This window comes from Roseobacter sp. HKCCD6576-2, from assembly GCF_013179285.1.
Lineage (GTDB): Bacteria > Pseudomonadota > Alphaproteobacteria > Rhodobacterales > Rhodobacteraceae > Rhodophyticola > Rhodophyticola oceani.
The window spans coordinates 1,380,054-1,407,037 of sequence record NZ_WVNW01000001.1 but is presented as its reverse complement, the minus strand read 5'-3'; the positions used below and the strand labels follow the sequence as shown (position 1 = coordinate 1,407,037).

The following is a 26,984-nucleotide window of genomic DNA, read 5'->3' as shown; positions in this document are numbered from 1 at the left end:
ACTTCAGGGAGCAATACCATGACACTTCGCTTTACCGCGATGGCGGCCGCCTTGCTGGCCACCACCGCCATGACCGCCGCCCCGGTCGACGCCGAGACACTGCGTTGGGCGCGCGCCGCCGAGGCGCTGACGCAAGACCCCCATGCGCAAAATGAGGGCCCGACCACAACGCTGAACCACCAGATTTACGAACCTCTGATCCTGCGCAATATGGAAGGCGCGATGGAGGCCGCCCTCGCCACCGATTGGCAGCCCTCGGGCGACAACCCGAATGTATGGGTGTTCACGCTGCGCGAAGGGGTCACCTTCCATGAGGGCCAGACCTTCGACAGCGCCGATGCGGTCTTCTCGCTGAACCGCGCGATGTCGGACAACTCGAACTTCCGAGAGCTGTTGAGCGGTGTTGTCGATGTGCGAGCCACCGGCCCCTACACGGTTGAAATCGAAACCGACGGCCCCAACCCGCTTCTGCCGAACAACCTGACCAATATCTTCATGATGGATGAAGGTTGGTCGACGGAAAACGGCGCGGTCGAGGTGCAAGATTATGCCGGCGGCGAAGACACGTTCAGCGCGCGCAACTCCAATGGCACCGGGCCTTATGTGCTGCAAAGCCGTCAGGCGGATGCGCAAACCGTGCTGACCGCGTTTGAGGATTATTGGGGCATCGGGGAGTTCCCGCTGGCGGCCTCCGAAATCATCTTCACACCGATCCAGAACCCCGCGACCCGTGTGGCGGCTCTTCTGTCGGGCGAGGTGGACTTCATCCAAGACGTACCCGTGCAGGACCTCGACCGTGTGGCCAGCGCCGACGGGCTGGGCCTTGCCACCGCGCCGCAGAACCGGGTGATCTTCTTCGGTCTGAATGTCGGCGCAGAAGATCTGAGCCGGGATAACGTGGAGGGCGCGAACCCGCTGGCCAACCAGCAGGTGCGTCAGGCGATGGATATCGCGATCAACCGCGAGGCGATCATGCAGGTCGTAATGCGCGGCCAGTCCGCACCCGCCGGTGTCGTTCTGCCGCCGCCGGTTCATGGCTGGACCGAGGCGTTGGATGCCTATCCCGAATACAATATCGACGCAGCCAACGCGTTGATGGAAGAGGCCGGATATGGCGATGGGTTCACGATCCAGCTCGACTGCCCGAATGACCGCTATGTCAATGACGAAGCGATCTGTCAGGCGGCCGTGGGCATGTTCGCTCAGATCGGCATCACGGTGAACCTCTCCGCCCTGCCCCGCGCACAGCATTTCCCGCTGATCGCGAATGGCGAGACGGATTTCTACCTGCTGGGTTGGGGCGTTCCGACCTATGACAGCGAATATATCTTCAACTTCCTCTATCACACGCGTGACGAGGGCCGCGGCAGCTGGAACGGCACCGGCTTCTCCAACGAGGTGATGGATGAGATGATTGTGGGCCTGTCCTCTGAGGTCGATCTGGACGAGCGCGACGGCATGATCGCGAGCCTCTGGCAGATGGCCGAGGAAGAGCTGATCTACCTGCCGATCCACAACCAGATCCTGAACTGGGGGGTCAGCGATGACTGGTCCACCCTGGTGGATGCGGACGATCAGGTGAAGTTCAAGTATTTCTCCGCGAACTAAACCGCGCTTGAAATGTTGATCGACAGGGCGTCGCGCATGCGGCGCCCTGTTGCGTTTGGGCGGGGTCTCGCACTGCGCTTATCACGGCGTTGTGATCTCTTTGCCTTTACACTGGCCCAGCTTCTGCGTCAGGCTGCCACAGGCCCCGATGGACGGCGGGCCAACCACTTACAGGGAATTGCTTGCATGAAACGCGCACTCACTCTCACCGCCATGGCGCTCTGCCTTGGCACGACGGCCGGGGCGGAGACCTTCCGCTGGGCCACCACAACCGACCCGCAGACCATGGACCCGCATGCGGTCAGCTCCGCGCCGGTTCTGGGTTTCTTGAACAATGTCTACGAAGGTCTGGTCCGCCGCGGTCGCGACATGTCGATCGAGCCGGCGCTGGCCACCTCTTGGGAGCCGATTGGCGAGGGCGAAGGCTGGCGCTTCAACCTGCGCCAGGGTGTGACCTTCCACGATGGCAGCGCATTTGATGCCGAAGATGTGCTGTTCTCCTATCAGCGGGCGTCTTCTGAACAATCCGATGTAGCAAGCTGGTTCTCGCCGGTCTCGGACGTGATCGTGGTGGATGATTTCACCGTCGACATCATGACCTCTTCGCCGCAGCCGATTTTCCCGGATTCTATCGCGAATTGGATGATGATGGACAGTGGCTGGGCCGCCGCCAATGGCGCGGAACTCCCCGCGCGCGACGAGGAAAACCACGCAACCTTGAACGCCAACGGCACGGCCGCCTTCATGCTTCAAGAGCGTCAGCCGGGCCTGACCACGGTCTTGGTGCCCTATGACGGTTGGTGGGGCGAGGTGGAACACAATGTCACCCGCGCCGAACTGACCCCGATCCAGAACTCCGCCACTGCTGTGGCCGCGCTCCTGTCGGGCGATGTGGATATGATCAATCCGGTGCCAATCCAGGATGCCGAACGCCTGTCAGGTTCTGACGGCGTCCAAGTGATCCAAGGCATCGAAGCGCGCGTGATCATGCTGGGCTTCGCCCATGATCATGACGTGCTTTACGCCGGCGGCGACGCCGGCGCGCCAAACCCGTTCTCCGATGTCCGCGTGCGTCAGGCCGTGGCACATGCGGTGAATGTCGACGCGATCCTGCAAACCATCATGCGCGGCAATGCGGAACCGGCGAGCCAGTTGGTCAGCCCGGCGATGCGCGGCTATTCCGAAGCCCGCGATGCCCGGCCCGAGGTCGATCTGGATGCGGCGCGGGGGTTGCTGGCCGAGGCCGGCTATCCCGATGGGTTCTCCTTCGGCCTCTCTTGCCCCAATGACCGTTACCTGAACGACGAAGCCGTCTGTCAGGCCGTGGTTGGGATGCTGGCACAGATCGGGCTGGAGGCGCAGTTGGACTCCATGCCGGTGTCGAATTACTGGCCGGAACTCCGCGCCGATAATTTCGACATGTATCTCTTGGGCTGGTCACCCGGTACCTTTGATGCTGAGCACCCGATCCGCTTCCTGGTTCACACCAATGGCGAGCGCCTTGGCACTTGGAACTTCGGCGGCTATTCCAACCCGCGCATCGACGAAATGCTGCCGATGATCCAATCCGAGATCGATGACAGCGCACGTCAGGCGATGCTGGATGAGGCCGCCGCGATTATTCAGGACGATATGGTATATGTCCCGATGTATGTGCAGCCGCTCGTTTGGGGCGCTGGCGACAATATCGAACTGACACAGCGCCCGGATAACTTCTTCATCCTGCGTTGGGTGACCGTAAACTGATCTGAGTTTTGGACGCGCCTGTCGGACGGCTCCGCCCGGCGCGTTTTGAGACAGAGCAAGGCAGGGCGTATCGCGAGATGCGCCCTGTTTGATTAAGGAGGCGCGACATGGGTGTGATGATCGAGGGGGTCTATTATGCGGAGGACCCGGGGCCGGACACGACGCTGAACGGCGCGTATGAGCGGCAGAAAGCCACGATCCGGCACTGGATCACCCGCGATGGATCGTCGGGGTTTGGGCCTGAAACCGGGCGCTATCATCTTTATGCCGCCTGGAACTGCCCTTGGGCGCATCGGGCGCTTTTGACCATTTCCCTCAAGGGTTTATCGGAGACCATCAGCGTGTCTTATGCCCGGCCACGGCGGACGCCGGAGGGCTGGGTTTATGATGAAGCGGGGCCGTATGCCGACCCGTTCAAGGGCGTCACTGCGCTGCATCAGGCCTATGCCCTGGCCTCCCCAGCCTATACCGGGCGGATCACCGTGCCGCTTCTGTGGGACAGGGAGACCGATCAACCGGTCTCGAACGAAAGCGCCGATATTGTGCGAATGCTGAACGATGCATTCCCCGGCCCCGACCTTGCGCCTGAGGCGCTGCGCTCGGAGATCGACGCCTGGAACGCGCAGATCTATGCGGAGGTGAATAATGGCGTCTACCGCGCCGGGTTTGCGCGGACACAAGAGGCATATGATACCGCCGTCCTGCGCCTCTTCGCGACGTTGGACGAGATCGAGGCACATCTGGGTCATCATCGCTGGCTCTGCGGAAACCGCTTTACCGAGGCGGATCTAAGGCTCTTCCCAACGCTGGCTCGGTTCGATGTGGCCTATCACTATGCGTTTAAATGCAACATCCGGCGGTTAATGGATTACCCACACCTCTGGGCTTATGCCCGCGAGATGTACCAGATGCCGGGTGTGGCCGAGACGGTCAAATTCGACATCTACAAACAGGGCTATTTCTCGCCCTCGGAGCTCCGCAACCCGCTTGGGATCGTGCCCGCCGGGCCGGCGATCGACTGGACGCTGCCCCACGGCCGCTAACCGTTTCGAAGGGTGCACCAGGCCTGGATAATGGCGGACAATTCCGAAGCTTGCCCGTCTAGATCATTGAATGCGGCGACTCAGAAGCTCCGCGCCTCTTTACCGTCTCCTGCCAGATTCGGAAATCCGCCGGGAGTTGCCGCGCCATTATGGAGTATCAAGCGCGCGTGTTGCTTTGTTTTCGGAAAGACGCGCGCGGTAACCGATTTCATCGGGTTGTGATAGGCCGCAAGCCATGCATCCACATCCGGCGATCTGGTCATTCCCCGGCCCCATCCAATGTGGTGATCAATCGCGTGATCAGCCCATCTTTCAACGTGAACCGGTTCTTTCCACTGCCACGACCGCCGGGGATTGAGGGTGAGTGGCAGGCCCAATCCACCTGCACCTCGCCGTCCACGACCTGCGCGCCCAGCACCTCGATCCGTGTGTCCAACATCGGCATTTCCCAACCAAGCGCCATTGCCTTGATAATCGCGGCCCGGCCTTCATGGCGGCGCGTTTCGCCAGTGAAGGGTTCTTCATAGACAGCATCCTCGGCAAAACAGGCCTCCAACGCCGCTGCGCCGGGCTTGCCCGCCTGCATGGACAAAAAGAAATTACTCACTTCCACCGGAATTTGGGCCATACTTCCCTCCATGTTCGATGTTTCATCTGCCGAAAACCTGCGCCAAGCCCTTGAGGGGCTGACGGCGCGCGATGGTTCCGCTATGGCGTGGAGTGCCATCCCCGCGCTTGGCCGCTTGGCCGAAGCTGGTCATCACGTGGAGATCGACCTGACCACCACCGCCATCATCGGGGCGCCGGTCATCATCGCCCACCTGCCGGCCCCCACCTTCCAGGGTTTGACGCGGCGCCAGCGCGAGGTGGCGCAGTGCCTGTTGCAAGGCCAGTCGAACAAAGACATCGCCCGCCATCTGGGGATCAGCCCCGCCACCGTCAAAGATCACGTCCATGCCATCCTCACCCGTCTTGGCCTCAGCCGCCGGGGCGAACTTGCCGCCTATGCCCGACAGAACAGAGCCTAACAAGCGGGCATCGCCCGGCCCATCCGCCAAAGGATGGATCACAACCACAATAACCGGCCCCCCGGCCTCTTGACCCCAGTCATCCAGCAGATCAGAAGAGCCAGATGCTTAACTATATCATCCGCCGTATCCTCCAATCCGTTCTCGTGCTGCTTGTTGTCGGGTTGGTGGCTTTCGCCATGTTCCGCTTCGTCGGCGACCCGATCGACAACATGCTCGGTCAAGAACGCACCATGGAGGATGTCGAACGGCTCCGCGCGCAGCTTGGCCTCGATCAATCCTTTTTCGTACAGTATTACCGCTTCCTCGAAGGCGCGGTGCAGGGAAACTTTGGCATCTCTTACCGACAAGGCCGGCAAGTCTCTGAAATCATTGCCGAACGCATTCCTGCGACGCTTGAATTGGCGGCCGTTTCCGGGGTGTTCGCCTTGGTTCTGGGCATTGGCCTGGGCGTGTTTACAGCGATCCGACGAGATGGGTTTGCCTCAAATGCGATCATGACGTTATCGCTCATCGGGGTGTCGCTACCCACCTTCCTGATCGGGATCTTGCTGATCTATCTGTTCTCGGTGGAGCTTGGCTGGCTCCCCTCATTTGGACGTGGGGAGGTCGTCCAGCTTGGAAGCTGGTCCACCGGCTTCCTCACACAATCGGGGCTCCTGGCCCTGATCCTGCCCTCGATCACGCTTGGGCTCTATCAGATGACGCTGATCATGCGGCTGGTCCGCTCGGAAATGCTCGAAGTTCTTCGACAAGATTACATCCGCTTTGCCCGGGCGCGCGGCTTGAAACAACGGGCGATCAATTTCCGCCACGCGTTGAAAAACACTCTGGTGCCGGTGATCACCGTGACCGGCCTACAACTCGGCTCGATCATCGCTTTCGCCATCATCACCGAAACGGTGTTCCAATGGCCGGGCGTCGGCCTCCTCTTCATCAATGCCATCCAGTTCGTCGATATTCCGGTGATGGCGGCCTATCTGATGCTGATTTCGGTGATGTTTGTCGGCATCAACCTGGCCGTCGATTTGCTTTATGTCGCGATTGATCCGCGCCTTCGGACTGAGGGGAAAAGCCAATGACCGATACCCCGATCACCCCGGAAAAGCCCCGCGCGCAGTCCCGTCTGGCCATCGCCTGGGACAGCGATGTGGGCTATTCCTTCCGCCACTCACCGGTGGCGATGGTCTCGCTTTGCCTGACGCTGATTCTGGTGTTGAGCGCTGTGTTCGCGCCGCTCATCGCGCCGCATGATCCGTTTAATCCGGCCACGCTGAACCTGTTGAACGGGTTCACCGCCCCGGGGGAGGCCAATGCCTTTACCGGCGAAAGCTTCCTGCTTGGAACCGACGACCAAGGCCGCGATGTGTTCTCAACCATCCTTTACGGGCTGCGCATCTCGCTTTTCGTGGGGTTTGCGGCCGTGGCCTTTGCGATGGTCCTGGGCATCTCGCTTGGCTTATTGGCCGGCTATGTCGGCGGCTGGACCGAGACGATCATCATGCGGGTCGCCGATGTTCAATTGACCTTCCCCGCTATTCTGGTGGCAATGCTGATCTTTGGGGTCGCCAAAGGCATCACCCCGATTGAATACCGCGATCAGGTGGCCATTTGGGTCCTGATCATCGCGATTGGCCTGTCGGATTGGGTGCAATTCGCGCGGGTCGTGCGCGGCGCGACCTTGGTGGAGAAATCCAAGGAATATGTGCAGGCCGCCCGCCTGATCGGGCGCTCGCCATTTGCAATTATGGCGCGGCATATCTTGCCCAATGTCCTCTCGCCGGTTCTGGTCATCGCCACGATCTCACTGGCGCTGGCCATTATCGCCGAGGCCACGCTCAGTTTCCTCGGCGTGGGCGCGCCACCAACCCAGCCTTCGCTTGGAACACTGATCCGCATCGGCCAAGGCTTCCTCTTCTCCGGTGAGTGGTGGATCTTGTTCTTCCCGGCCTGCACGCTTTTGGTGCTGGCGCTGGCGGTCAACCTGTTGGGTGACTGGCTCCGCGATGCTCTGAACCCGAGGTTGCGCTGATGGGTCTGCTTGAAATCACCAATCTGACGGTGGAGTTTCCCACCCGTCGCAAGACCTTCGTGGCTGTGAACAAGGCTGATCTGACCGTCGAACCGGGTCAAATCCATGGGCTGGTGGGCGAAAGCGGCGCTGGCAAGTCGACCATCGGCGCCGCCGTTATGGGGCTTTTGGACAGGCCCGGCCATATCACCAGCGGCACGATCCGCTTCCGAGGTGACGAAATCTCGGGCCTTGATGCGGCGGCGATGCAGGCCCTGCGCGGCAAGAAAATCTCGATGATTTTCCAAGACCCGCTGACGTCGCTGAACCCGCTCTTCACGGTGAAACAGCAGCTGGTCGAGACAATTCAGGAACATCTGGGGTTCGACGATGCCGCCGCCGAGGCCCGCGCCATCGAGCTGATCAACCGCGTCGGCATCCCCGATCCGGAAACCCGCGTGAACCAATACCCGCACCAATTCTCCGGCGGGATGCGGCAGCGGGTGGTGATCGCGCTGGCGCTTTGCTCGGAACCCGATGTGATCATCGCGGACGAACCCACAACCGCGCTCGACGTCTCGATCCAGGCGCAAATTCTGGACCTGATCAAAGAACTGGCTGCGGAGCGCCAAGTGGGTGTGATCCTGATCACCCATGATATGGGTGTGATCGCCGATACGACCGACAAAGTGACGGTGATGTATCAAGGCGAAGTGGTGGAAAGCGGCACAACCGAGCAGGTTATGGGCCAACCAAACCATCCCTATACGAAATCGCTCATCGCCGCCGTGCCGCGCCCGACAGTGAAGCTGCATCGCTTCCCCTTGATCGGCTATGGCGGGCGGGTCACCGAGTTTCATATCGAGGATTTGGCGCGCAACTGGCCCTCGACCGAGGCCGAACGCGGCAGCAAGCTGCTAGAAGTCACCGGTCTGACCAAACGGTTCCTGCAAAAACCCGCGCTTCTGCCCTCGCGGCGGGAGTATTTCACCGCCGTGGACAGCGCCAGCTTTGAGATCAAACAGGGTGAGGTCTTTGGCCTGGTGGGTGAAAGCGGCTCGGGCAAGTCGACCATCGCGCGGATGATTGCGGGGCTGTATGCGGTGGATGGCGGCTCGGTTCAATTCGAAGGGCAAGACGTGACCGCCGGGCGGCGCGGCGTGCCAGAGTTTTATCGCAAACAGATCCAGATGATCTTCCAGGACCCCTATTCGAGCCTCAACCCCCGCATGCGCGTGGATCAGATCGTGGCCGAGCCAGCCCGGCACCATGGGCTTCTGTCCGGTGAACCGTTGAAGGCCCGGGTTGATGAATTGCTAGATCGGGTTGGTCTTGGCGCGGAAGCGGGCTTGAAATTCCCACATGAGTTTTCTGGCGGGCAGCGGCAGCGGATTTCCATCGCGAGGGCGCTGGCGACCCAGCCCCGGTTCTTGATCTGTGACGAGCCGACCAGCGCGCTGGATGTCTCGATCCAGGCGCAAATCCTCAATATCTTGAAGGATTTGCAGGAGCATCTGAACCTAACGATGTTGTTCATCAGCCACGACCTGCCCGTCGTGCGGCAGATGTGTGACCGCGTCGGCGTGATGAAAGGTGGGCAACTGGTCGAGGTGGCCGAGACCGAAGCGCTCTTTGCCGATCCGCAGCATCCCTATACCCGCGATCTTCTCTCGCTCATGCCGCGTCTGGATGGGTTGTCGAACGAGGGCCTCGCGGTCGCATGAACGAAAACCGGCCCGCCGTGGGGAACGGCAGGCCGGTGCACATCCGGGTCTGATTGGGGAGGATCAGAGCCCGGCGAGGGTTTCGATCAAACCAAGGATCGCGGCCAATTCCGGATCAATGCCATCCTCGTCTTCTGGTTCAGGCGTGACCTCAGCGGTCTCCTCTGGCAACGGCGACGGCATCACCGGGATCGGCATGGGCGTTGCATCGGCAATCTCGGGGAGAGGGGTGAAAAAGCGCCGCGCCAAGTCACCTTCGGTGATCCGGGCGATGACCTCGGGGCTGAGCGTGACGCCCGCGTAATGCATGTCGTCGCAAGATTCCATGCCGGCATCAGCACAGATCCCGGAACGGGCAGCGCCATCGCACGCGCGGATCACTTGCGCATAACACGCGCGCAGATCGTCTTCCGCGCCGGCAAATGCAGCGGGGGACGTGGCCAGTGGGCCTGCGAGGGCGGCGAGCAGAATGGCGGTGCGGATCATGGGACGATCTCCAGAGCTTGCGCCGGGTCCAGCACCCCGCGCGTCTATGCTCATAGGTCGTCCGACCTCGGACAAACGTTCAAAGAAAGCCTAGCAGCCGCCCGCGCGGACCAGCCCCCAGCCGAATTCCGCATCCCGGCCCGGGCTACCCAAATCGACGGAGGCGGCGCGGAGCCGGTTGCGCACCGTCTGCACCGAGCCACCGGGCGCCAAACGGGCCGCAAGCGCTGTGATGATCGGCGCAGCGTAGGACGTGCCGGAAGCATAATGCGCGCCGCGACGGGTGGCCACGAAGAGGTCAACGCCAGGGGCCGCAAACTCGATATGCTCGCCAAAATTCGCGCGGCGATAGCGGCGATAGCCCGCATCAACAGCCGTTACCGCGATCACATCCGAATAGCCCGCCGGATAGGCGGCCAAGGCCTGACCATTATTGCCCGCGGCGGCGATCATCACCGCACCTCGTCCGGCGGCGGCGTCAAGCACATCCGCCATGGCGCGGTTTTCCGGCCCCGCGAAAGACATATTGATCAACCGCACGCCCTGGCTCAGGAGCCGGTCCAATGCCGCCGCGATCCGCTCAATATCGCCCGCCTCCCGGCCTCTCGATTGCGTGAAAGCGGAGATCGCATGGAGCCGCGCGCCACCCGCAAACCCGGCCAGGGCACCTGCCTCATCCCGACCGGCCATGAGAATCGCCACGGCCGTGCCATGATCCGCGCCGGGTGGCCGGTCATCACGGTTCAAGACGCTCTCATTGGTGACACGAACCCGGGCCAAAGCCGGATGCGACGGATCAACAGGACCGTCGATCAGCCCAAGCGTGACCGAGCCTGACAACTGGCACCGCTGTGGGGCGGCCATACCGACCATTTCGGGCGCATAAAGCCGAGGCGAGCCTTGGGCAAAGCGGTAAATCGCATGGATGTCGACGAAGCTCTGCGGGGCCGCCGCATCCAGCCGGACTTGCGCAAGGGTGCTGGTCAACCCTTGCGGAAAGGCAAAAAACAGTGCCCGGCGGTTCAAGGTGGGGTAGTCTCGCGTGCGACGCAGATCGGCACCGAGATCGCTCAGCGCCTGGGCCGCGGCATTCGATTGGCCGGGCGGCCCGATCACCACATATTCGATGCGGCCTCCTGCGATACGCACCGCATCGCGCGATGCGCCGCCGCGCGTGCCTTCGCCGTCATCACCCCTGTCGGTGACAACGCCCTGGCCACCTTGGCCCCCGGTTGTTTGTGCCGAAGCCATAGGCCCTGCCACGGCGAACGCCGTCACGAAAATGAGCAATGCCGCCAGTCGTTGCATGGTCACGGCCTCTTAATCAGTGGCCATCGCCTCAAAGGTATCGATGATCCCACCCTCGGCAGCCCTTAAAATCTCGGCTGCGGACTCCGCCATAGCATCGTCGAAGATCGTCAATTCGTAAAGCCCGAGGGCAGACGGGCCGGAAATGATCTCCACCCCGGCTGTCAGAAGAAGGTCTCGCATCTCGGCTTCGGACGTCCCCGGCGCGAACCCAACGACAAATGCGGCCTCGCCCCGCGCGGTGCCGCCGCTCGCCAATTCGAAGCCAGGCTGATTCGGCGCGGTCATCACAAAGACCGTTTGCGCCAAGCCCGCCGCCAACACCAGCGCTGCCGCAATCTGCCAGATTCTGAGCCGCCGGAGTGGGACAACATTTTCGGGCGAGGCCGTTGGGATGACGTCCTGATCCGTGCCCTCCACATCCCGCATCAGCCGCGCCAACCCAAACTCGCCGGGGCTCTGCACCGCCTCGGCCTGCATCGCAGCACGAAGGGCCACAAGAACCTCCAACTCGGCGCGCAAATCACCATCTTCGGCAAGGGCCGCCTCGACCTCGGCGCGTTCCGCCTCGTCCAGTGTTCCATTGGCATAAAACGGCAGCAGTTCTTCGATATTCTGGGTCATGCCGGAACCCTCCGCTCCACAAGGCCCGAGAGACAGCGCATCAACAGTTTCTTTGCGTGAAAGACCCGGGTTTTGATTGTGCCCTCGGGCACGCCCGCAACCTCGGCAATCTCGCCATAGGTCATGTCGTCATAGAAGGCCATCGCGATCGCGGCGCGGTGGTCATCCTTCAACGTCTCTAGGCAATGACGCACATGCTCCGCCTCTTGGCTCGAGGCCAAACAGGTCTCCGCATCGGGGCTATCATCCACGCTGTCGGGGGTTTCTCCCATCAGATCGGTGCGCCCGCGTTTGCGGTGCGCGTCGATCACCTTTCGGTAGGCAATGCCAAAAATCCATGTCTGCACTTTTGATCTTCCTTCGAAACGGCCGGCGGAACGCCAAACCTCCATAAACACGTCATGGAGTATGTCGCTGGCTTCAAAGGAATCGTTCAATCTGGAGCGGATAAATCGGAAAACCGGCTTCTCCAGCGCCTTATAAAGCGCCGCAAGCGCCTGTTTGTCGCCCTCGGCAACGCGCGCCAAGAGCGCCGCTTGGGTCTGGTTATCGGTCATCGCGCCACCTGTGGTCGGGCGGTTTGAAAGCTTCGCATGTGTCCTCAACCTGGCAGGTCCGGAGTATTCGGACATGTCTTAACAATTTCAGGGCTCTATGGATATGCTTTCTCTGTCAAGACGCTAGAGCTGAGCACTGACGTCCAAATCGGTGACGAAAATGCCGTCATGCCCGCCAGTTGCCGCAGCCACCAAGAGCGCGCCTGCCGCTTGATGGTCAGGATGGGTCTCATATTCCAGATGCGCCGCCCGGTCGGTGAAGGTGATGATGAAGCCATAGGAGTAGGTCTGGGATTTTTGCTCGAAATCCAGGTTGGGCCCATGGGCGAGGTCCAGCATGCCCGGCAGCTTTGCTTGAAGCCCTTCAATCAACGTCATCGCATCGGACACTTTCGCCAAGGCGTCTGAATCATGCGCGGCGATATAAACACTATGTTTCAGCATGTTATGCAGGTCCTTCAATTAAAATGGCGCGGAAATCATTCACATTTGTCAGGGTCGGCCCGGTGATCACTTGATCGCCCAAAGCCGCGAAGAACCCATGCGCGTCGTTCTGCGCTAAAGCCTCCGCCGCATCCGCCCCCGCCGCCACTGCTTTGACCAGAGTCTGCGGCCCGATCACGGCACCGGCAACCTCCGCCGCCCCATCCACGCCATCCGTGTCACAGGCCAGTGCGTGGATACCTGGCGCCCCCTTTAACGCCAAAGCCAGCGCGAGCGCATACTCCGCGTTCGGCCCGCCAACGCCCGCGCCGCGGCGCGTCACGGTCAGTTCACCGCCCGAAAGGATCAGATGTGGCGCGGCGCCAGGTGCCATCGCCCGTTGGCGGGTCAGCGCAAGGGCGGCGTGTTCGGCCGCAACGTCGCGGGCCTCTCCCTCAAGCGCATCACTCAGGATTTCGACGGTTATACCCCCCTGCTCCGCCAGTTCTGCGGCGGCAGCCAGAGATTGCGACGGCGCGGCGTAGAGGCGGTTCTCAACCGTTTCCAAACGTGGGTCACCGGGAGGCAGGACCCCAGTGGGCTCGGACAAAACCGCGCCCACCGAGTCCGGTATGTCGATCCGCCACGCCGACAAAATGCGCGCGGCGTCTTGTCGGGTGCTGCTATCGGCCACGGTTGGACCGGACCCGATAAAAGCCGGATCGTCGCCCGGCACATCGGAGATCAACAAGGTCAACATCTTGGCGGGATAGGCTGCGGCGGCCAGTTGCCCCCCCTTCACCCGGCTCAGATGTTTGCGCACCGTGTTCATCTGATCAATCGGCGCGCCGGAGGCCAAAAGCGCGGCATTGATCGCTTGCTTTTCGTCCAAACTGATCTCGCCCGCGGGCTGCACCAGCAAGGCCGAAGCCCCACCCGAGATCAGCGCCAAGACAAAATCATCTGGGCCAAGACCGTCAAGCAACGCCAACATGCGGGCGGTCGCCGCCTGCCCGGCTGCGTCCGGCACCGGATGCGCCGCCTCGACGATTTCGATACCCTGGCAAGGGCGCGCATAGCCATAGCGCGTGATGACGAGCCCGTCGCAAGGCCCCCAAACGCTCTCCACCGCTTCCGCCATACGGGCCGACGCCTTGCCCGCGCCGACCACCAGCACCCGGCCATCTGGTTTGGGCGGCAGGTGATCGGGCAAGCTGCGCATCGGGTCAGCCACTTCGACCGCCCGGTCAAAGAGGGTACGGAGGCGGGTTTCTGGCGTCATATCTGCCCTCGTTGACTGGAGGCTCGGGTCACGAGATGCACATCGGTATAATACTCCGATGGCGGCTTCCTTCCATTTTCTAACCAACTTAACATCAAATTGGCAGAAAAATCCCCGAAACTTGCAATATCGCAACTTACCGAGGAGAGTTGTGGATAAACCTGTGCACATTCTTCGATATCGTCGAAGCCGACCACTTGAAACTCAGGCCCGACCTTCCGGCCAATCTCCGCAAAGCCCGACAACATGCCCAGGGCCACGAGGTCATTAAAACACACAGCCGCATCGATCTTGGGGTGATCCCGGGTCAGTTGCAAAGCCGCCTCCCGCCCAAACCCCCGCGCTGCGCGACCGGGCAAGATGAACGGTTTGCGTCCTGCGGCGGCCAGCGTGCTGAGATAGCCCGACAGCCGCTCTTGCGTGATCGGCAACCCCTCCACCCCGCCGACAAAGGCGATGTTCTCCGCGCCAGTGTCCAAGAGATGCTGCGTCGCCTCCGCCCCGCCTGTCGCGTAATCGAAGGACGCGAATGGGAAGAGATCGGTCCGCGGGTCCGCGCAGCGCAACATCTGTAGACACGGCAGACCGGCGCGCGCGATCCGATCGAACATCGCCTCCGTCTCGCCATAGGCGGGTGAAATTACCAAGCCTGACACGCCATGCTCAATCATCGAGCCTGCAACCTGGGCCTGCAACACGTCGTCCTCATCGGTGTTCGAGATGATCGTGGCATAGCCGCGCGCGGCGAGGCTCATTTGCACAGAGGTGGCAAACTCGGTGAAAAACGGGTTGCGGAGGTCGTTGATCACCATACCGATCAGCCCCACCCCACCCGCGCGCAATTGCGCCGCCGCCCGGTTATAGACATAGCCCAGATCGGCCATAGATTTGCGCACCAGATCAGCGGTCTCCGCCTTGACCAGTGGGCTCCGCTGCAACACCAGCGAAACCGTGGATTTTGACACGCCCGCATGGTCGGCCACATCCAATATGGTCGGTCTTTTACTCAACCCCGACTATCCCCCGTCGATCCCATACAGGCCCAATAACACGCGCATCCGCGCCTCCGCCAGATCAGGCCGGGCCAAAAGCCGCGCCTGATCCGCAAGGCGAAAGACCTCCGCATAGTGGGCAATCTCGCGGGCGGATTGGAACCCGCCGGGCATAATGAAATGGTCCTGTGCGCCATTCAGCCAAGCCAGAAAGGCGATGCCCGCTTTGTAGAATTGCGTGGGAGCTTTGAAGATTTCCCGGCTCAACGGAACGGTCGGGGTTAACAGCGTGTGATAAGTTTGATGATCACCACGCGCGAGCGCTTCAAGCGCTTGCGCCGCAGCCGGTGCGATCGCCGCGAAAATACCAAGAAGAGCGTGGGAATGGTGGCTCCCGTTGCCCTCGATCAAGGGCGCATAGTTGAAATCATCACCCGTGTAGAGCCGGACGCCCTCCGGCAGTCGCGCGCGGAAGGCTTCTTCATGCGCCTGATCCAAAAGGGAGATCTTTATGCCATCGACCTTATGTTGATGCGCCTTGATGATCGCCAGCACCGCGTCGGACGCGGCGGCCACATCAGCACTGCCCCAATAGCCAGACAGCGCCGGATCAAACATATCGCCGAGCCAGTGCAGGATCACAGGGTCCTTTGCTTGGCCAAGCAAATGGCCATAAACGCGCGCATAGGTTTCGGTATCTGCCCCGATCGCCGGAAGCGCGCGGGTCGCCATCAAGATGATCTGTCCCCCCGCCGCCTCAATCGCCGCCATTTGCTCTTCATACGCCGCGATAATCGCATCGACGGTGCGAAGTTCTTCCAGCGGCACCTTATCGGTTCCCGCGCCGCAGGCCACGCGCGGGGTCAGCGGATGCGCCTTCGCCTCGATCATGGTGCGCTCGATTAGCTCTTTGGCGGTGGCCCAATCCACCCCCATCCCGCGCTGTGCCGTGTCCATCGCTTCGGCCAGGCCAAGCCCTTGATCCCATAGATAATGGCGAAATTTCAACGTGCTGTCCCAGTCCACCGCTGGCCGCCCCTGCCAGGGCGCGCGTTCGGCCACGGGATCACTCACCACATGGGCCGCCGCAAAAGCCGTGCGGGTAAAAGGCACCGATGGCGCGCGTGGGGTTAACGGATCACCTTGCAATCTGTAGGGTTCCAGCGTGCCGGAATAGGTTGGGAGCAGCATCGGATCACACCCCATGATCGGCGCGGATCATGTCGGCGGCTTTCTCCGCGATCATGATGGTCGGCGCATTGGTATTGGAGGAAATCAGCCGCGGCATGATCGACGCATCGACCACGCGCAACCCGCTGATCCCATTGAATTTCAGCCTGGTATCGACCACCGCCGCAGCATCCGGACCCATGCGGCACGTCCCCGCCGGGTGATGGTCGGTCTTGGCATTGGCGCAGGCGAAGTTGTGGAATTCTGCGTCGCTTTGGACATCCGGGCCAGGCAACACCTCCCGCTTCACGAAGGGTTTCAGCGCATCCTGGCGCAGAATCTCCTGCGCCAGTTTCAGCCCCCGAATCGACATCTCGCGATCATGCGGGTCGGCCCAGTAATTCGGATCGATGAGGGGCGCGGCCGCCGGGTCCGCACTGGCCAATCGCACGGTGCCACGCGACCGCGGGCGCAGATAAGCCGAGTTGAGGGTGACACCGGGGTTCGCCATCTTCGCAACGCCCGCTTCGATCCCGGAGCCAAGGCCAAGATGGAACTGAATATCCGGGCTGCGCGCGCCCTCTTCGGCATACCAAAATCCCCCCGTCTCAAAGAGGCTGGAGGCCACCGGCCCGCGCTTGGTGAGCAGATATTGCAACCCCGCAACCGCGGACCAATGCGGCTTGGCATATTTGTCATAGGTATGATCGCCGGTGCATTCGGAGATCGTGAAGAGGTCCAAGTGATCCTGTAGATTGGCACCGATCTCCGGCTGATCGAGGATCACGTCAACACCCACCTCTCGCAGATGATCCGCTGGGCCAAGCCCTGAGAGCATCAGCAATCGGGGCGACCCGATCGCGCCGGAAGACAAGATCACCTCCTGCTCCGCCATCACCCGAGCGCCATCCATCAATTCCACACCAACCGCACGATGGTTTTCGACAATGAGCCAGCGCACTTGAACACCGGTTTTGACCGTCAAGTTGGACCGATTGAGAGCCGGCTTTAGATACGCAACTGAGGTTGAAGATCGGCGCGCATGTTTTTGAGTAAGTTGATAAAATCCAACCCCATCTTGGGTCTCTCCGGTCATATCATGATTGCGCGGGATGCCGAGTTCAGCCGCCGCTTCGAAATACGCATCACAGATCGGCAAGGGCGCGCGGGGTTGTGAGACGCCAAGCGGACCGCCCTGCCCGTGATAGGCGTTGTTATAGGTGTCATTGTCTTCGGCCTTGCGGAAGTAAGGCAGCACATCGTCGTAGCTCCAGCCATCGCACCCGATCTGCCGCCACTCATCGTAATCGAGCGCATTGCCGCGCGTGTAGATCTGTGCATTGACGGTCGAACCGCCGCCGATCACCCGAGCTTGCGTATAGTTGAGCACACGGTTCTGCATGTGCCGCTGCGGCACGGTCTGCCAGCCCCAGGCACCAATCCCCTTGGTCATTTTGGCGAATCCCGCAGGCATCTTGTAAAACGGGTGCCAATCACGGCCCCCGGCCTCCAGCAGGCAGACCTTCAGGTCAGCGGCCTCAGACAGCCGCGCCGCGAGGACGCACCCGGCGCTTCCGCCGCCAACGATGATAATGTCGTAGCTCTCCGCCATCTTCCCCTCACAACCGCTGGATCGACAAGCCGCCATCGACCGGGATCACTGCCCCGGTCGCGAAGGCGAATTGTCCGCTCGCCAAGGCCGCAACTGCGCGCCCGATATCGGCGGGCTCGCCCCATCGTTTCGCCGGGACCAAACCGGCCTGAATCGACGCGTCATATTTGTCTTTCACCGCAGCGGTCATCGGGGTGTCGATAATGCCGGGGCGCAGGTCGAAAACACCGATCCCCGCCTCGGCCAATCGAGCCGCATAGAGCTGCGCCATCATCGCCGCCGCGGCTTTCGAGATACAGTATTCGGCCCGCTCAACCGAGACCATTTCGGCACTGACCGAGGTGACGAATTGGATCGACCGATAGGGTCCATCTGGGGCGGCCAACATGCGCCGGGCCACCTCTTGCGCCAGGAAGAACCCGCCGCGCAGATTGACGGCCATGACATGATCGAAACTCTCGACCGTCATCTCGAGCATATCGCCCCGGATCTTGGCCGGTACGCCCGCGTTAGAGACAAAGCAGCTCACCGGTCCGAGACGTTCAGCAATGGCATCTAGAAGATGAGCTTCACCTCCTACCACGCTCAAATCATGATGATAATAGTCAGCGCCCAACATTGAAACGGCATCCTGAACAGCGGCACTGTCCTCAGGTTGCTCCGCGCAAATCGCAACCCGAAACCCGGCCTCTTTCAGGGCTTGCGCAATGCCAAACCCGATCCCTTGTTGTCCCCCAGTGATCAGCGCGACGCGGGTCATGCGGCAAGCTCCGTTTCTGTGACATGTGCCGCGCTGCGCAACGCGTTGGCGGCGATGGTAAGCGCTGGGTTCACGGCGGCCGAGGTCGGCAAAATGCTGGCATCGGTGATAAAGAGATTGGGATGATCGAAGCTCCGGCCGAAGGAGTCGACCACGCTGAGCGCCGGGTCTCGCCCCATCCGGGCGGTGCCACATTGATGCGACGGCGTGCGGCGGTCAAAGGGGCGCGAGAGGATCACCGGGAAGCCAGCTTTGCGCAGCACCCGTTTCAGGCGAGCAACCAGGGCTTCATGGGTCGCCCAATTGGAGCGTTTCCAATCCAGCACGATCCGATCCCCTTTGAGTGTCACGCGGCTCTCCGGATCGGGCAGGTCCTCCGACATGACATAGAAATCAATTGCATGATCCGCGATCCAGCGGGCCAGCGGACGTGGCAATCGCGTCTGCGCCGCAAGGATCGGGGCGGAGACCCGGCCAAGCAGTTGAATATTGCCAAGCGGCGCGCCATCTGCGCCACCGCTGGTATAGAAATCATTGATCTGCAGCGTCTTTTGGTAGGTCGCGCGGTTGCGGCGGAACGGGTGGATCGCCAGTGCGGCGGAGCAATTGTGGTTCATGAAATTCCGCCCGACCTGATCGGAGCGGTTGGCAAGACCGGTCGGGTAAGCTTCAGTCGCGGACCGCAGCAAAAGTGCGGCGGTGTTTACGGCACCAGCGGCCAGTGCCACATATCGAGCGGCTATTTCGACCTGGCCCGTCGGTCCGGTCGCCCGAACGCCAAGAATGCGGCCCGCGCCATCAACCTGCAGCTTGTCAACATGCACACCCGTCTCAACCGTCACGTTTTCAAACGCCAAAGCTTGGGCCAGCCCGACGCTCTCCGCGTCCATTTTGGCGCCGGTTGTATCTGGAAATGCGTCCCAAGGCGTCGCTGCGCGCGCCAACCACTTCGGCAAATCCACGCCAAGTGGCAAAGAAGAAGGGTGCAGCCCCACCCCAATCAGACGCGCGCGCAGATCGGCAATCTCGGGTTCATCGGGCAGCGGCGGATGTGGGTAAGCCCCGGAATGCGGCGGCTCGGTCGGGTCTTCACCTTGCGCGCCGCGCACCTGATACATCTCTTCAGCCGCCTGATACCACGGCTCAAGCTCTGCGTAGGTGATGGGCCAGCCAGGCGTCGTGCCGCCCAGATGGGCAATCGGCGCAAAATCCGCCGCGCGATAGCGCAGCAAGACCGCCCCGTAGAATTTGCTGTTGCCACCAACGCAATAGTAATTGCCGGGATCGAACGGTTGCCCCGCTCCATCAAGCCATATCTCATCGGGCCGAAACACACCCTTCCCGAATATCGCCTGCGGATCGCGCGCATCGTCACTGTCGTTCAATCGCTCACCCCGTTCCAGGATGACAATGCGCGCCCCGGTCGGCGCCAGAGCAGCGGCCAACGTCGCCCCGCCCATGCCGGAGCCGATGATCAAAACGTCGATGCTCATCTCGCAACTCGCATTTGGAACCTTCCAATTCCAACTCAAAAGAAAGGGCGGCACGCGGGCCGCCCCGATGGGTCAGCCGATCCGATCTTCGGTCTTGGGATCGAACGCCACAGCCTTGTCCATATTGATCGCGAAATCAAATGCGCTGCCGGGATGCACATTTGCGTCGGCCCGCATCCGCGCGATGCAATCCTTGCCCGAGATGGTTGAGGTCACGAATGTGTCGGCCCCGGCCGGTTCCGTGACACCCACCGTGTTTGGGAAGCTTTGCACATGTAGCGCCTTGCGATCCGCGCCTTCTGGGTCGGTGATCGCCTCGGGCCGGATACCAAGGATGATCTCCTTGCCCAAATAGGCGCGCAAATTGGCGGACTCTGCGGCGAACCGCAGGCGGACCGGTTTGCCGTCGGCATCGGTCACCTCGGCATGAAGCGCGCCGTTTTCGTCCACCACCGTCGCAGGCAGAAGGTTCATCGAGGGCGACCCCATGAAGCTCGCCACAAACAGATTGGAGGGGTAGTTATAGATCTCGCTCGGCGTGCCAAGTTGCTGCACATACCCGTTGAACATCACCGCGATCCGGGTCGAAAGCGTCATCGCCTCGATCTGGTCATGGGTCACGTAAACGATTGTTGTGCCAAGCTTTTGGTGCAGTTTCTTGATCTCGGTCCGCATATCGACACGCAATTTCGCGTCGAGATTGGAAAGCGGCTCGTCAAACAGGAAGACATCCGGGTTCCGCACCAAGGCACGGCCCATCGCAACCCGCTGGCGCTGCCCGCCGGAAAGCTGGCCCGGTTTGCGGTCGAGCAGGTTTTCGATCTGCAAAAGCTTGGCCACATCGGCCATCGCCTTCTCGCGCTCCGGCTTCGGCGTGCCATGCATTTCCAAGCCAAAGGTGATGTTCTGGCCAACCGTCATATTCGGGTAGAGCGCATAGGACTGAAACACCATCGCGATATTGCGTTTGGACGGGTGGACGCCATTCACAACCTTGTCCTTGATCGCGATCTCACCGGACGTGATCCCCTCAAGCCCCGCGATCATGTTCAACAGCGTGGACTTTCCGCAGCCGGATGGACCCACCAGAACCAGGAACTCCCCCTCCTCCACCGAGATATCGACTTGGTGCAATACCTCGACCGCGCCGTAGGATTTGGTGACGTTGTTGATGTCGAGAAAACCCATGGGTCTATCCTTTGACTGAGCCGGCCATGAGACCGCGTACGAAATATCGACCCGCAACGATATAGACGAGCAAGGTGGGCCCGGCGGCCATGATCGCGCCGGCGAAATGGACATTGTATTCGCGCACACCGGTCGACGAGTTTACGAGGTTGTTCAGCGCCACGGTCATCGGCGCACCGCCACCACTTGCGAAGGAGGCGCCGAAGAGGAAATCGTTCCAGATATTGGTGAACAACCAGATCACGCAAACAACTGTGATCGGTCCCGATGACGGGATCAGAATGCGCCAGAAGATCTGAAAAAACCCGGCCCCGTCAATCTGCGCCGCCCGCACCAGTTCGGTCGGGAAGGCGGCGTAGTAGTTGCGGAAATAGAGCGTCGAAAACCCGATGCCATAGACCACATGAACCAGCACGAGGCCTGCGGTGGTGCCCGCGATATCGAGGATACCAAGGATACGGGCCATCGGGATCAGCACGATCTGAAACGGGATGAAGCAGGAAAACAGCATCAAGCCGAAGACCAACGTATCGCCCCGGAACCGCCATTTGGTTAGGATATAGCCGTTCAATGCTCCGATGATCGTGCAGATCACCACCGCCGGCACGACCATCCTGATCGAGTTCCAGAAATAGGGGCGCAAGCCCGTGGGTTCGACACCGATCTGTGCCGTGGACCAGGCATCTAGCCAGGGCTGGATCGTCCAGACCTCCGGCAGGGCGATCATCTGGCCACCGGTGATCTCGCTAAGCGGTTTGACCGAGTTCACCAGCATGATGAAGAAGGGCAGAAGGTAGAAAAGCGCGAAGAGCAGCAAGAAAAGATAGATGAAGGTGCGCGTGGCGCGGCTCATCCGAATGGCACTGTCTTGGGAGGCGATGGACATCACTTCTTCTCCCTGAGTTCGGCATAGAGATAGGGCACCATGATCGCGGCGATGGTCATCAACATGATCACGGCCGAGGAGGCGCCGATCCCCATTTGGTTCCGGGTGAAGGTATAGGAATACATGAAGGTCGCCGGCACAGCGGTCGCGTTACCGGGACCGCCACCGGTCAGCGCAATGACCAAGTCATAGGATTTGATGGCCAGGTGGCTGAGGATCACAAATGCACTTAGGAAAGCGGGCCGGAGCTGCGGGATGATGACCCGGCGATAGAGGTTCCAGTTCGACGCACCGTCCATCTGCGCCGCCTTCAATATCTCGGTGTCGATACCGCGCAGGCCCGCCAGGAACATCGCCATGACAAAGCCGCTGGTTTGCCAGACCGCCGCAATGACGACGGTATAGATCGCCATCTCCCGGTCTTTGATCCAGTCAAACTCGAAACTCTCCCAGCCCCAGAGATGCATCGTCGCTTCGATCCCGATGCCGGGGTCGAGAAACCACTTCCAAGCGGTGCCGGTCACGATGAAACTGAGCGCCATCGGGTAAAGGAAGATCGGGCGCAGCACCCCCTCACCCCGGATTTTCTGATCGAGGAAGATCGCGAGGAAGAGGCCGATCAGCGTACAAATGATGATGTAGAGCGAGGCGAAAATCGCCAGATTGGTGATCGCGGTGTCCCATTCGCGAATCCGGAACAGGTTCTGATAGTTCTGCAGGCCCACCCAGTCATAGCTCGGCAACATGCGGCTGCCGGTAAAGCTCAGATAGAGGGTGAATAGGATAAACCCGTAGACAAAGATCAGGACCATCGCGAAGGACGGCGCCAAGACAAGCTTGGGCAGCCAGACTTGGATGCGCGTGCGCAGATCCGTGGGCGCGTTGGCGGCCATGGCGATCCCTCCCTAATGGTTCTGGCAGATACGTTCGGAAGTCCGGGCCGAGGTGGCGGGGCACCCCGGCCCGGACGGTGATCAGATCAATCGCTTACTGTGCGATCGAAACGGCGGTGACCATTTCCTCGGCCGCGGTGGCTGCATCATACTCGCCGTTGAAATGCGCGGTGATCACGTCATACATCGCGTTCTGCACCGACGGATTGTTGGCGTGGCCATGGGCCATGGAGCCAAACAGAGTCCCGTTCTCGGCCGCTTCTGCCAGCTGCGCCATACCAAGCTGGCCGCAAGCATCAAACGCCTCATCCGAGATGTCGGTCCGGGCTGGCACAGAGCCTTTGACGGTGTTGAACGCCACCTGGAATTCCGGGCTCATCACCGACGACGCCATGGACATTTGCGAGGCCATCGCCGTCTCGTCGGAGACGTTGAACATCGCAAATTGGTCGGAGTTGAAGGTCACGGTGCCTTCGGTGCCGGGCACGCGGAAGCACTGGAATTCAACGCCGGCGGTCTGGCCTGCGTTGATGAACTCCCCCTTTGCCCAATCGCCCATGATCTGGAACAGCGCATCGCCATTGGCAACCATCGCCGAGGCGAGGTTCCAGTCGCGACCGGAGAAATTGTCATCAACGAAGCCGCGCAGGGTTTCCATCCGCTGGAACGCTTCAACCATCTGATCGGAGCCAAGGGCGTCCGCATCCAGATCGACCATCGCGGCCTGATAGAACTCCGGCCCGCCGACGCCCATCACGATGGAGTCGAAGATGGTCGCGTCCTGCCAGGCTTGTCCACCATGGGCGAGCGCGGTGTAACCTGCATCCTGTGCCGCTTGCATTGCGGCGACGAACTCATCCCATGTTCCGGGCTGTTCGATGCCGAGCTCTTCCATCAACGCGGTGTTGGCCCAGACCCAGTTGGTCGAATGCACGTTCACCGGCGCCGCCACCCAAGAGCCGTCATAGGTGGAGAAGCGCTGCAACGCCTCTGGCACAACATCGGACCAGTTCTGCTCGGCGGCCAAATCGTCGAGATTGGCAAGCGCGCCTTCGGCGGCCCAGTCCTGAATCGAGAACCCGAGCATTTGCACCGCGGTCGGCGGATCGCCAGCCGTCACCCGGGCGCGCAGCACGGTCATCGCGTCAGACCCGCCGCCGCCAGCGACGGGCATGTCCATCCAACCGATGCCCTGGCCTTCCAGATCCCCTTTCAGCACGTTCAGCGCCGCCGCTTCGCCGCCTGAGGTCCACCAGTGCAGCACCTCAACCTCTTGCGCCGCCACGGCTGTGACCGACAGGGCCACCGCAGCTGCCGAGAGCGGCAGTTTTCTAGTGAATGTCATGATTGTCCTCCCTTTTTGTCGCGAGTCCCTTTTGGACTGGCGGAATTAAAACGTTATAATTCGACACAAAGTCAACGGTAAACTTTGACATAGCGACGCATCGTGAACAGCAATTACTTGCTTTTATAAGTGACAAATGCCGCGACGCCGCAATGCACCCGCAAAACGCTTTTCTGTTGAAACGTTTCAAAAACTGACCATAGTTGCAGGTAATTCTCATGCTGGATAGACCCGCCCCATGACCCGCGACGCCGACGAAATTGCCCCGCTTGCCCCAAGCGAAAAACCGACCCTCCGCACCATTGCGGAGATGACGGGCTTCGCAATTGCGACCGTTTCGCGCGCCTTGGCGGATGACCCGCGAATCGCCAAAACGACGCGTGAAAAGGTCGCCAAGGCGGCGAAATCGGTGGGCTATGTCCCGGACCGTGCGGCGCGGCGCTTGCGAACCGGGCGCACGCAGGTGGTCAGCCTTCTGCTCAATACCGAGCATGAGTTTCTGGGCTTCACCCATGAGTTTCTGACCGGCATCACCGACGCGCTGCGTGGCACCGGCTATTCCGTAACCGTGGTGCCGGATCAGGTGGGGGAAGATCGCTTGGCACCGGTCCGCACCATCCTTCGCAACAACCTGGCCGATGGGCTGCTGTTCACCCGCACCGAGTGTTTTGATCCCCGCGCCCGGCTGTTGATGGAAAGCGGGTTTCCCTTTGTCAGCCATGGACGAACCGAGTTCACCACGCCCCACGCTTGGGTCGATTTCGACAACGAGGCTTTCGCGCGCGCTGCCGTCCATCGGCTGGTCGAAAAGGGCCGCAAACGGATCAGTTTGATCCTGCCCGAGGATCGGTTCACCTTTGCCCAACACTTGCGTTACGGCTTCATGAGTGCCGTGCGAGAGACCGGCGTCGAGTATGAAATTGTCACCGATGTGACGCTCGATTCCTCGACCCGCGCGGTTTCTGAGGCGCTGATCGAGCGGCGGCAGAAACCCAACCCGCCGGATGGCTACATCTGCGTTGGCGAAGTGATGGCGCTGGTCACGCTTTCGGCGCTGGACGATACCGGCGTGACCCCAGGGGTTGAGGCCGATGTGCTGGCCAAGCGCGCCTCGCCGATTTTCGACAATATCCGCCCACGGATCGAAACCGTCTTCGAAGACCTGCGCGCGACGGGCCGGGCGATGTCGGAGATGCTGCTCCGCCGGATGGCGGGCGAGCCGCCCGAGGAGCTGCACGTCATGTTCAAACCCGATGCTGGATTTGGCGACAAAAGCTGACATCACGCCACCCAAGGCGCACGCGTGTCGCCAATGCGCATCTGAACGGTTTTGACCTCCAGGAATTCCTCCAACCCATAGCGCCCGAGCTCACGCCCCTGCCCGCTTTGCTTCACCCCGCCAAAGGGCAACTCGGCAAAGCCATCCATCCAGGTATTGGTCCAGACCGTGCCCGCCTGCACCCGGCGCGAGAAGGCCAGACAGGTATGCACATCCCGGCTCCAAACTCCGGCAGAGAGGCCGTAAGAGGCGGAATTGGCGAGAGAAATCGCGCCTTCCATATCGCGGAAGGTCAAGACCGACAGAACCGGGCCAAACACCTCTTCTGAGGCGATCGGCATCTCCGGCGTGACGCCGGTGACGACCGTTGGGCCGTAGAACTGGCCATCCATTCCCTCCAAGTCCAGCGCTGCGCCCCCAAGGGCCAGCGTCGCACCGGCGGCGACGGCCTGCTTGACGTAGCCGTCGATCTTGGCTTGATGCTCTGGCGAGATGATCGCGCCCACCTGCGTTTTCGGGTCGAGTGGATCGCCAAAGGGCACCCGGCGGGAGAGCGCCACGACCTTCTCTGTCAGCGCCTCGGCAATGTCTTCGTGCACAATGATCCGGCTGCCGGAATTGCAGCATTCGCCAGCGTTGAAATAGATACCGAAGGTGATGGCATCGGCAGCGGCGTCCAGATCGGCATCCGGGAAGATCACTTGCGGGTTCTTGCCACCCAGTTCCAGCGAGACCTTTTTCAGTGTCTCCGAGGCGGCCGCGCTGATCCGTTTGCCAACACCGGTTGAGCCGGTGAAAGACACCATATCCACATCCGCATGGGTCGACATCAGCGCCCCAACGGGGTCGCCGTAACCCAAGACGATATTAACCACGCCAGCGGGCAGCCCGGCCTCTTGCAGCAACCCACCGAGGATCACCGTCGTCGAAGGGGTCATTTCCGATGGCTTCACCACCGCCGTGCAGCCCGCGGCGAGCGCAAAGGGCAGTTTCTGGCTGATGATCAGGAAGGGGAAATTCCAGGGCGTGATGAGCGAGACGACTCCGATTGGCTCTTTCAGCACAAGCCCCAACATGTCGGGTCCGAGGCTGTTATGGCTGTCCCCATGCATGGTGCGCGCCAGCGCGGCGGCGTAGCGCCAGAGGTCCGCCGCACCGTCGATCTCGGCCTTGGCCTGGCTGATCGGCTTGCCGCTCTCGAGCGTCTCAATCAAGGCAATCTGATCGCGTTTTTCATCAATCAGATCAGCCACTCTGAGCAGAATCTTCGCGCGATCCGCGCCAGAGGAAAACGCCCAATCGCCCGCATCAAAGGCACGCCGTGCGGCGGCGATCGCTGCTTCAGTCTCGGCCACGCCGCCTTGCGCGGAGCGGCTGATCAAATCGCCATGGGCCGGGGAATGCCGCTCGAACCAAGCGCCATCTGCGCTTTCGACCCAGGCACCATCGATCAGGTGTTTGCCGATGAACGGCTCTGCCGGAATCGGCGCGTTGGTGGCTGGGATCAGGGTCAGGTCTGTCATCAC

26 protein-coding genes are annotated in these 26,984 nt (G+C 61.2%); 8 read left to right on the top strand and 18 right to left on the bottom strand.

The annotated features are described in order from the left end of the window. Positions 1-18 precede the first annotated feature (18 nt). The 3 genes from GTF44_RS06950 to GTF44_RS06940 all read left to right on the top strand — a co-directional run bounded on the left by GTF44_RS06950 (position 19) and on the right by GTF44_RS06940 (position 4,397). Positions 19-1,608: an ABC transporter substrate-binding protein gene (locus tag GTF44_RS06950; protein WP_171558511.1), complete on the top strand. Its 1,590-nt coding sequence runs from the start codon at positions 19-21 to the stop codon at positions 1,606-1,608. 186 nt (positions 1,609-1,794) lie between these two features. Beyond that, the gene (locus tag GTF44_RS06945) at positions 1,795-3,354 is read left to right on the top strand and encodes an ABC transporter substrate-binding protein (protein WP_253261160.1); all 1,560 of its coding nucleotides are present in this window, start codon (positions 1,795-1,797) and stop codon (positions 3,352-3,354) included. Between the two features lie 107 nt (positions 3,355-3,461). Beyond that, on the top strand, positions 3,462-4,397 hold the full coding sequence (locus GTF44_RS06940; RefSeq protein ID WP_171558510.1) for a glutathione S-transferase family protein: 936 nt from the start codon (positions 3,462-3,464) through the stop codon (positions 4,395-4,397). An 80-nt stretch (positions 4,398-4,477) separates the two neighbouring features. On the opposite strand, the gene GTF44_RS06935 is transcribed toward GTF44_RS06940, so the two are convergent. Together GTF44_RS06935 and GTF44_RS06930 are read right to left on the bottom strand one after the other, a co-directional pair. Then, positions 4,478-4,660 (bottom strand): hypothetical protein, encoded by a 183-nt coding sequence (locus tag GTF44_RS06935; RefSeq protein WP_171558508.1) that lies wholly within the window; start codon positions 4,658-4,660, stop codon positions 4,478-4,480. Continuing rightward, the gene (locus tag GTF44_RS06930) at positions 4,657-5,025 is read right to left on the bottom strand and encodes a nuclear transport factor 2 family protein (protein ID WP_171558507.1); all 369 of its coding nucleotides are present in this window, start codon (positions 5,023-5,025) and stop codon (positions 4,657-4,659) included. Before GTF44_RS06930 ends, GTF44_RS06935 begins: the two co-directional genes overlap by 4 nt. A gap of 10 nt (positions 5,026-5,035) precedes the next feature. Here GTF44_RS06930 and GTF44_RS06925 point away from each other — a divergent pair, with 10 nt between their 5' ends. From GTF44_RS06925 to GTF44_RS06910, 4 genes are all read left to right on the top strand, one after another. Beyond that, on the top strand, positions 5,036-5,425 hold the full coding sequence (locus GTF44_RS06925) for a LuxR C-terminal-related transcriptional regulator (protein WP_171558505.1): 390 nt from the start codon (positions 5,036-5,038) through the stop codon (positions 5,423-5,425). Positions 5,426-5,529: 104 nt separating this feature from the next. After that, on the top strand, positions 5,530-6,507 hold the full coding sequence (locus tag GTF44_RS06920; RefSeq protein WP_171558503.1) for an ABC transporter permease: 978 nt from the start codon (positions 5,530-5,532) through the stop codon (positions 6,505-6,507). Next, positions 6,504-7,457: an ABC transporter permease gene (locus tag GTF44_RS06915; protein WP_171558502.1), complete on the top strand. Its 954-nt coding sequence runs from the start codon at positions 6,504-6,506 to the stop codon at positions 7,455-7,457. The genes GTF44_RS06920 and GTF44_RS06915 overlap by 4 nt, the downstream gene beginning before the upstream one ends. Then, positions 7,457-9,160 carry an ABC transporter ATP-binding protein gene (locus tag GTF44_RS06910; protein ID WP_145209972.1) on the top strand — a complete coding sequence of 568 codons (1,704 nt, stop codon included), beginning with the start codon at positions 7,457-7,459 and terminating at the stop codon, positions 9,158-9,160. Before GTF44_RS06915 ends, GTF44_RS06910 begins: the two co-directional genes overlap by 1 nt. Positions 9,161-9,223: 63 nt before the next feature. Here GTF44_RS06910 and GTF44_RS06905 read toward each other — a convergent pair whose 3' ends face one another. The 15 genes from GTF44_RS06905 to GTF44_RS06835 form a co-directional block, all read right to left on the bottom strand. After that, positions 9,224-9,646 carry a hypothetical protein gene (locus GTF44_RS06905; protein ID WP_171558500.1) on the bottom strand — a complete coding sequence of 141 codons (423 nt, stop codon included), beginning with the start codon at positions 9,644-9,646 and terminating at the stop codon, positions 9,224-9,226. Between the two features lie 90 nt (positions 9,647-9,736). Beyond that, on the bottom strand, positions 9,737-10,954 hold the full coding sequence (locus tag GTF44_RS06900) for a S8 family serine peptidase (RefSeq protein WP_171558498.1): 1,218 nt from the start codon (positions 10,952-10,954) through the stop codon (positions 9,737-9,739). A 12-nt stretch (positions 10,955-10,966) separates the two neighbouring features. Continuing rightward, a complete protein-coding gene (locus GTF44_RS06895) occupies positions 10,967-11,578 on the bottom strand; it encodes a zf-HC2 domain-containing protein (RefSeq protein ID WP_171558496.1) in 612 nt (203 codons plus the stop codon). Further along, positions 11,575-12,135: an RNA polymerase sigma factor gene (locus tag GTF44_RS06890; protein WP_171558495.1), complete on the bottom strand. Its 561-nt coding sequence runs from the start codon at positions 12,133-12,135 to the stop codon at positions 11,575-11,577. The genes GTF44_RS06895 and GTF44_RS06890 overlap by 4 nt, the downstream gene beginning before the upstream one ends. A 123-nt stretch (positions 12,136-12,258) precedes the next feature. After that, positions 12,259-12,579, bottom strand: coding sequence for a Dabb family protein (locus tag GTF44_RS06885; RefSeq protein ID WP_145209987.1), 321 nt, complete (start codon positions 12,577-12,579; stop codon positions 12,259-12,261). Position 12,580: 1 nt separating this feature from the next. Further along, on the bottom strand, positions 12,581-13,840 hold the full coding sequence (locus tag GTF44_RS06880; RefSeq protein ID WP_171558493.1) for a glycerate kinase: 1,260 nt from the start codon (positions 13,838-13,840) through the stop codon (positions 12,581-12,583). Next, entirely contained in the window at positions 13,837-14,850 is a 1,014-nt protein-coding gene (locus GTF44_RS06875; RefSeq protein ID WP_171558491.1) for a LacI family DNA-binding transcriptional regulator, read from the bottom strand. Before GTF44_RS06875 ends, GTF44_RS06880 begins: the two co-directional genes overlap by 4 nt. Positions 14,851-14,856: 6 nt before the next feature. Further along, positions 14,857-16,023, bottom strand: coding sequence for a dihydrodipicolinate synthase family protein (locus GTF44_RS06870; protein WP_171558490.1), 1,167 nt, complete (start codon positions 16,021-16,023; stop codon positions 14,857-14,859). 4 nt (positions 16,024-16,027) lie between these two features. Further along, positions 16,028-17,614: a GMC family oxidoreductase gene (locus GTF44_RS06865; RefSeq protein WP_171558488.1), complete on the bottom strand. Its 1,587-nt coding sequence runs from the start codon at positions 17,612-17,614 to the stop codon at positions 16,028-16,030. A gap of 7 nt (positions 17,615-17,621) precedes the next feature. Continuing rightward, positions 17,622-18,374: a 3-ketoacyl-ACP reductase gene (locus GTF44_RS06860; protein ID WP_171558486.1), complete on the bottom strand. Its 753-nt coding sequence runs from the start codon at positions 18,372-18,374 to the stop codon at positions 17,622-17,624. Next, positions 18,371-19,867, bottom strand: coding sequence for an FAD-dependent oxidoreductase (locus tag GTF44_RS06855; RefSeq protein WP_171558484.1), 1,497 nt, complete (start codon positions 19,865-19,867; stop codon positions 18,371-18,373). The genes GTF44_RS06860 and GTF44_RS06855 overlap by 4 nt, the downstream gene beginning before the upstream one ends. Positions 19,868-19,939: 72 nt before the next feature. Further along, positions 19,940-21,055, bottom strand: a complete 1,116-nt coding sequence (locus GTF44_RS06850) for an ABC transporter ATP-binding protein (RefSeq protein WP_171558483.1) — start codon at positions 21,053-21,055, stop codon at positions 19,940-19,942. Positions 21,056-21,059: 4 nt separating this feature from the next. Continuing rightward, a complete protein-coding gene (locus GTF44_RS06845; protein WP_145210009.1) occupies positions 21,060-21,941 on the bottom strand; it encodes a carbohydrate ABC transporter permease in 882 nt (293 codons plus the stop codon). Beyond that, positions 21,941-22,834 carry a carbohydrate ABC transporter permease gene (locus GTF44_RS06840; RefSeq protein WP_171558481.1) on the bottom strand — a complete coding sequence of 298 codons (894 nt, stop codon included), beginning with the start codon at positions 22,832-22,834 and terminating at the stop codon, positions 21,941-21,943. The genes GTF44_RS06845 and GTF44_RS06840 overlap by 1 nt, the downstream gene beginning before the upstream one ends. Positions 22,835-22,928: 94 nt before the next feature. Next, on the bottom strand, positions 22,929-24,179 hold the full coding sequence (locus GTF44_RS06835) for an ABC transporter substrate-binding protein (protein WP_171558479.1): 1,251 nt from the start codon (positions 24,177-24,179) through the stop codon (positions 22,929-22,931). 238 nt (positions 24,180-24,417) lie between these two features. Here GTF44_RS06835 and GTF44_RS06830 point away from each other — a divergent pair, with 238 nt between their 5' ends. Then, positions 24,418-25,458: a LacI family transcriptional regulator gene (locus GTF44_RS06830; protein ID WP_171558478.1), complete on the top strand. Its 1,041-nt coding sequence runs from the start codon at positions 24,418-24,420 to the stop codon at positions 25,456-25,458. 2 nt (positions 25,459-25,460) lie between these two features. Here the strand turns inward: GTF44_RS06830 and GTF44_RS06825 are convergent, their stop codons facing one another. Next, positions 25,461-26,981 (bottom strand): aldehyde dehydrogenase family protein, encoded by a 1,521-nt coding sequence (locus GTF44_RS06825; protein ID WP_171558476.1) that lies wholly within the window; start codon positions 26,979-26,981, stop codon positions 25,461-25,463. Positions 26,982-26,984: the final 3 nt, after the last annotated feature.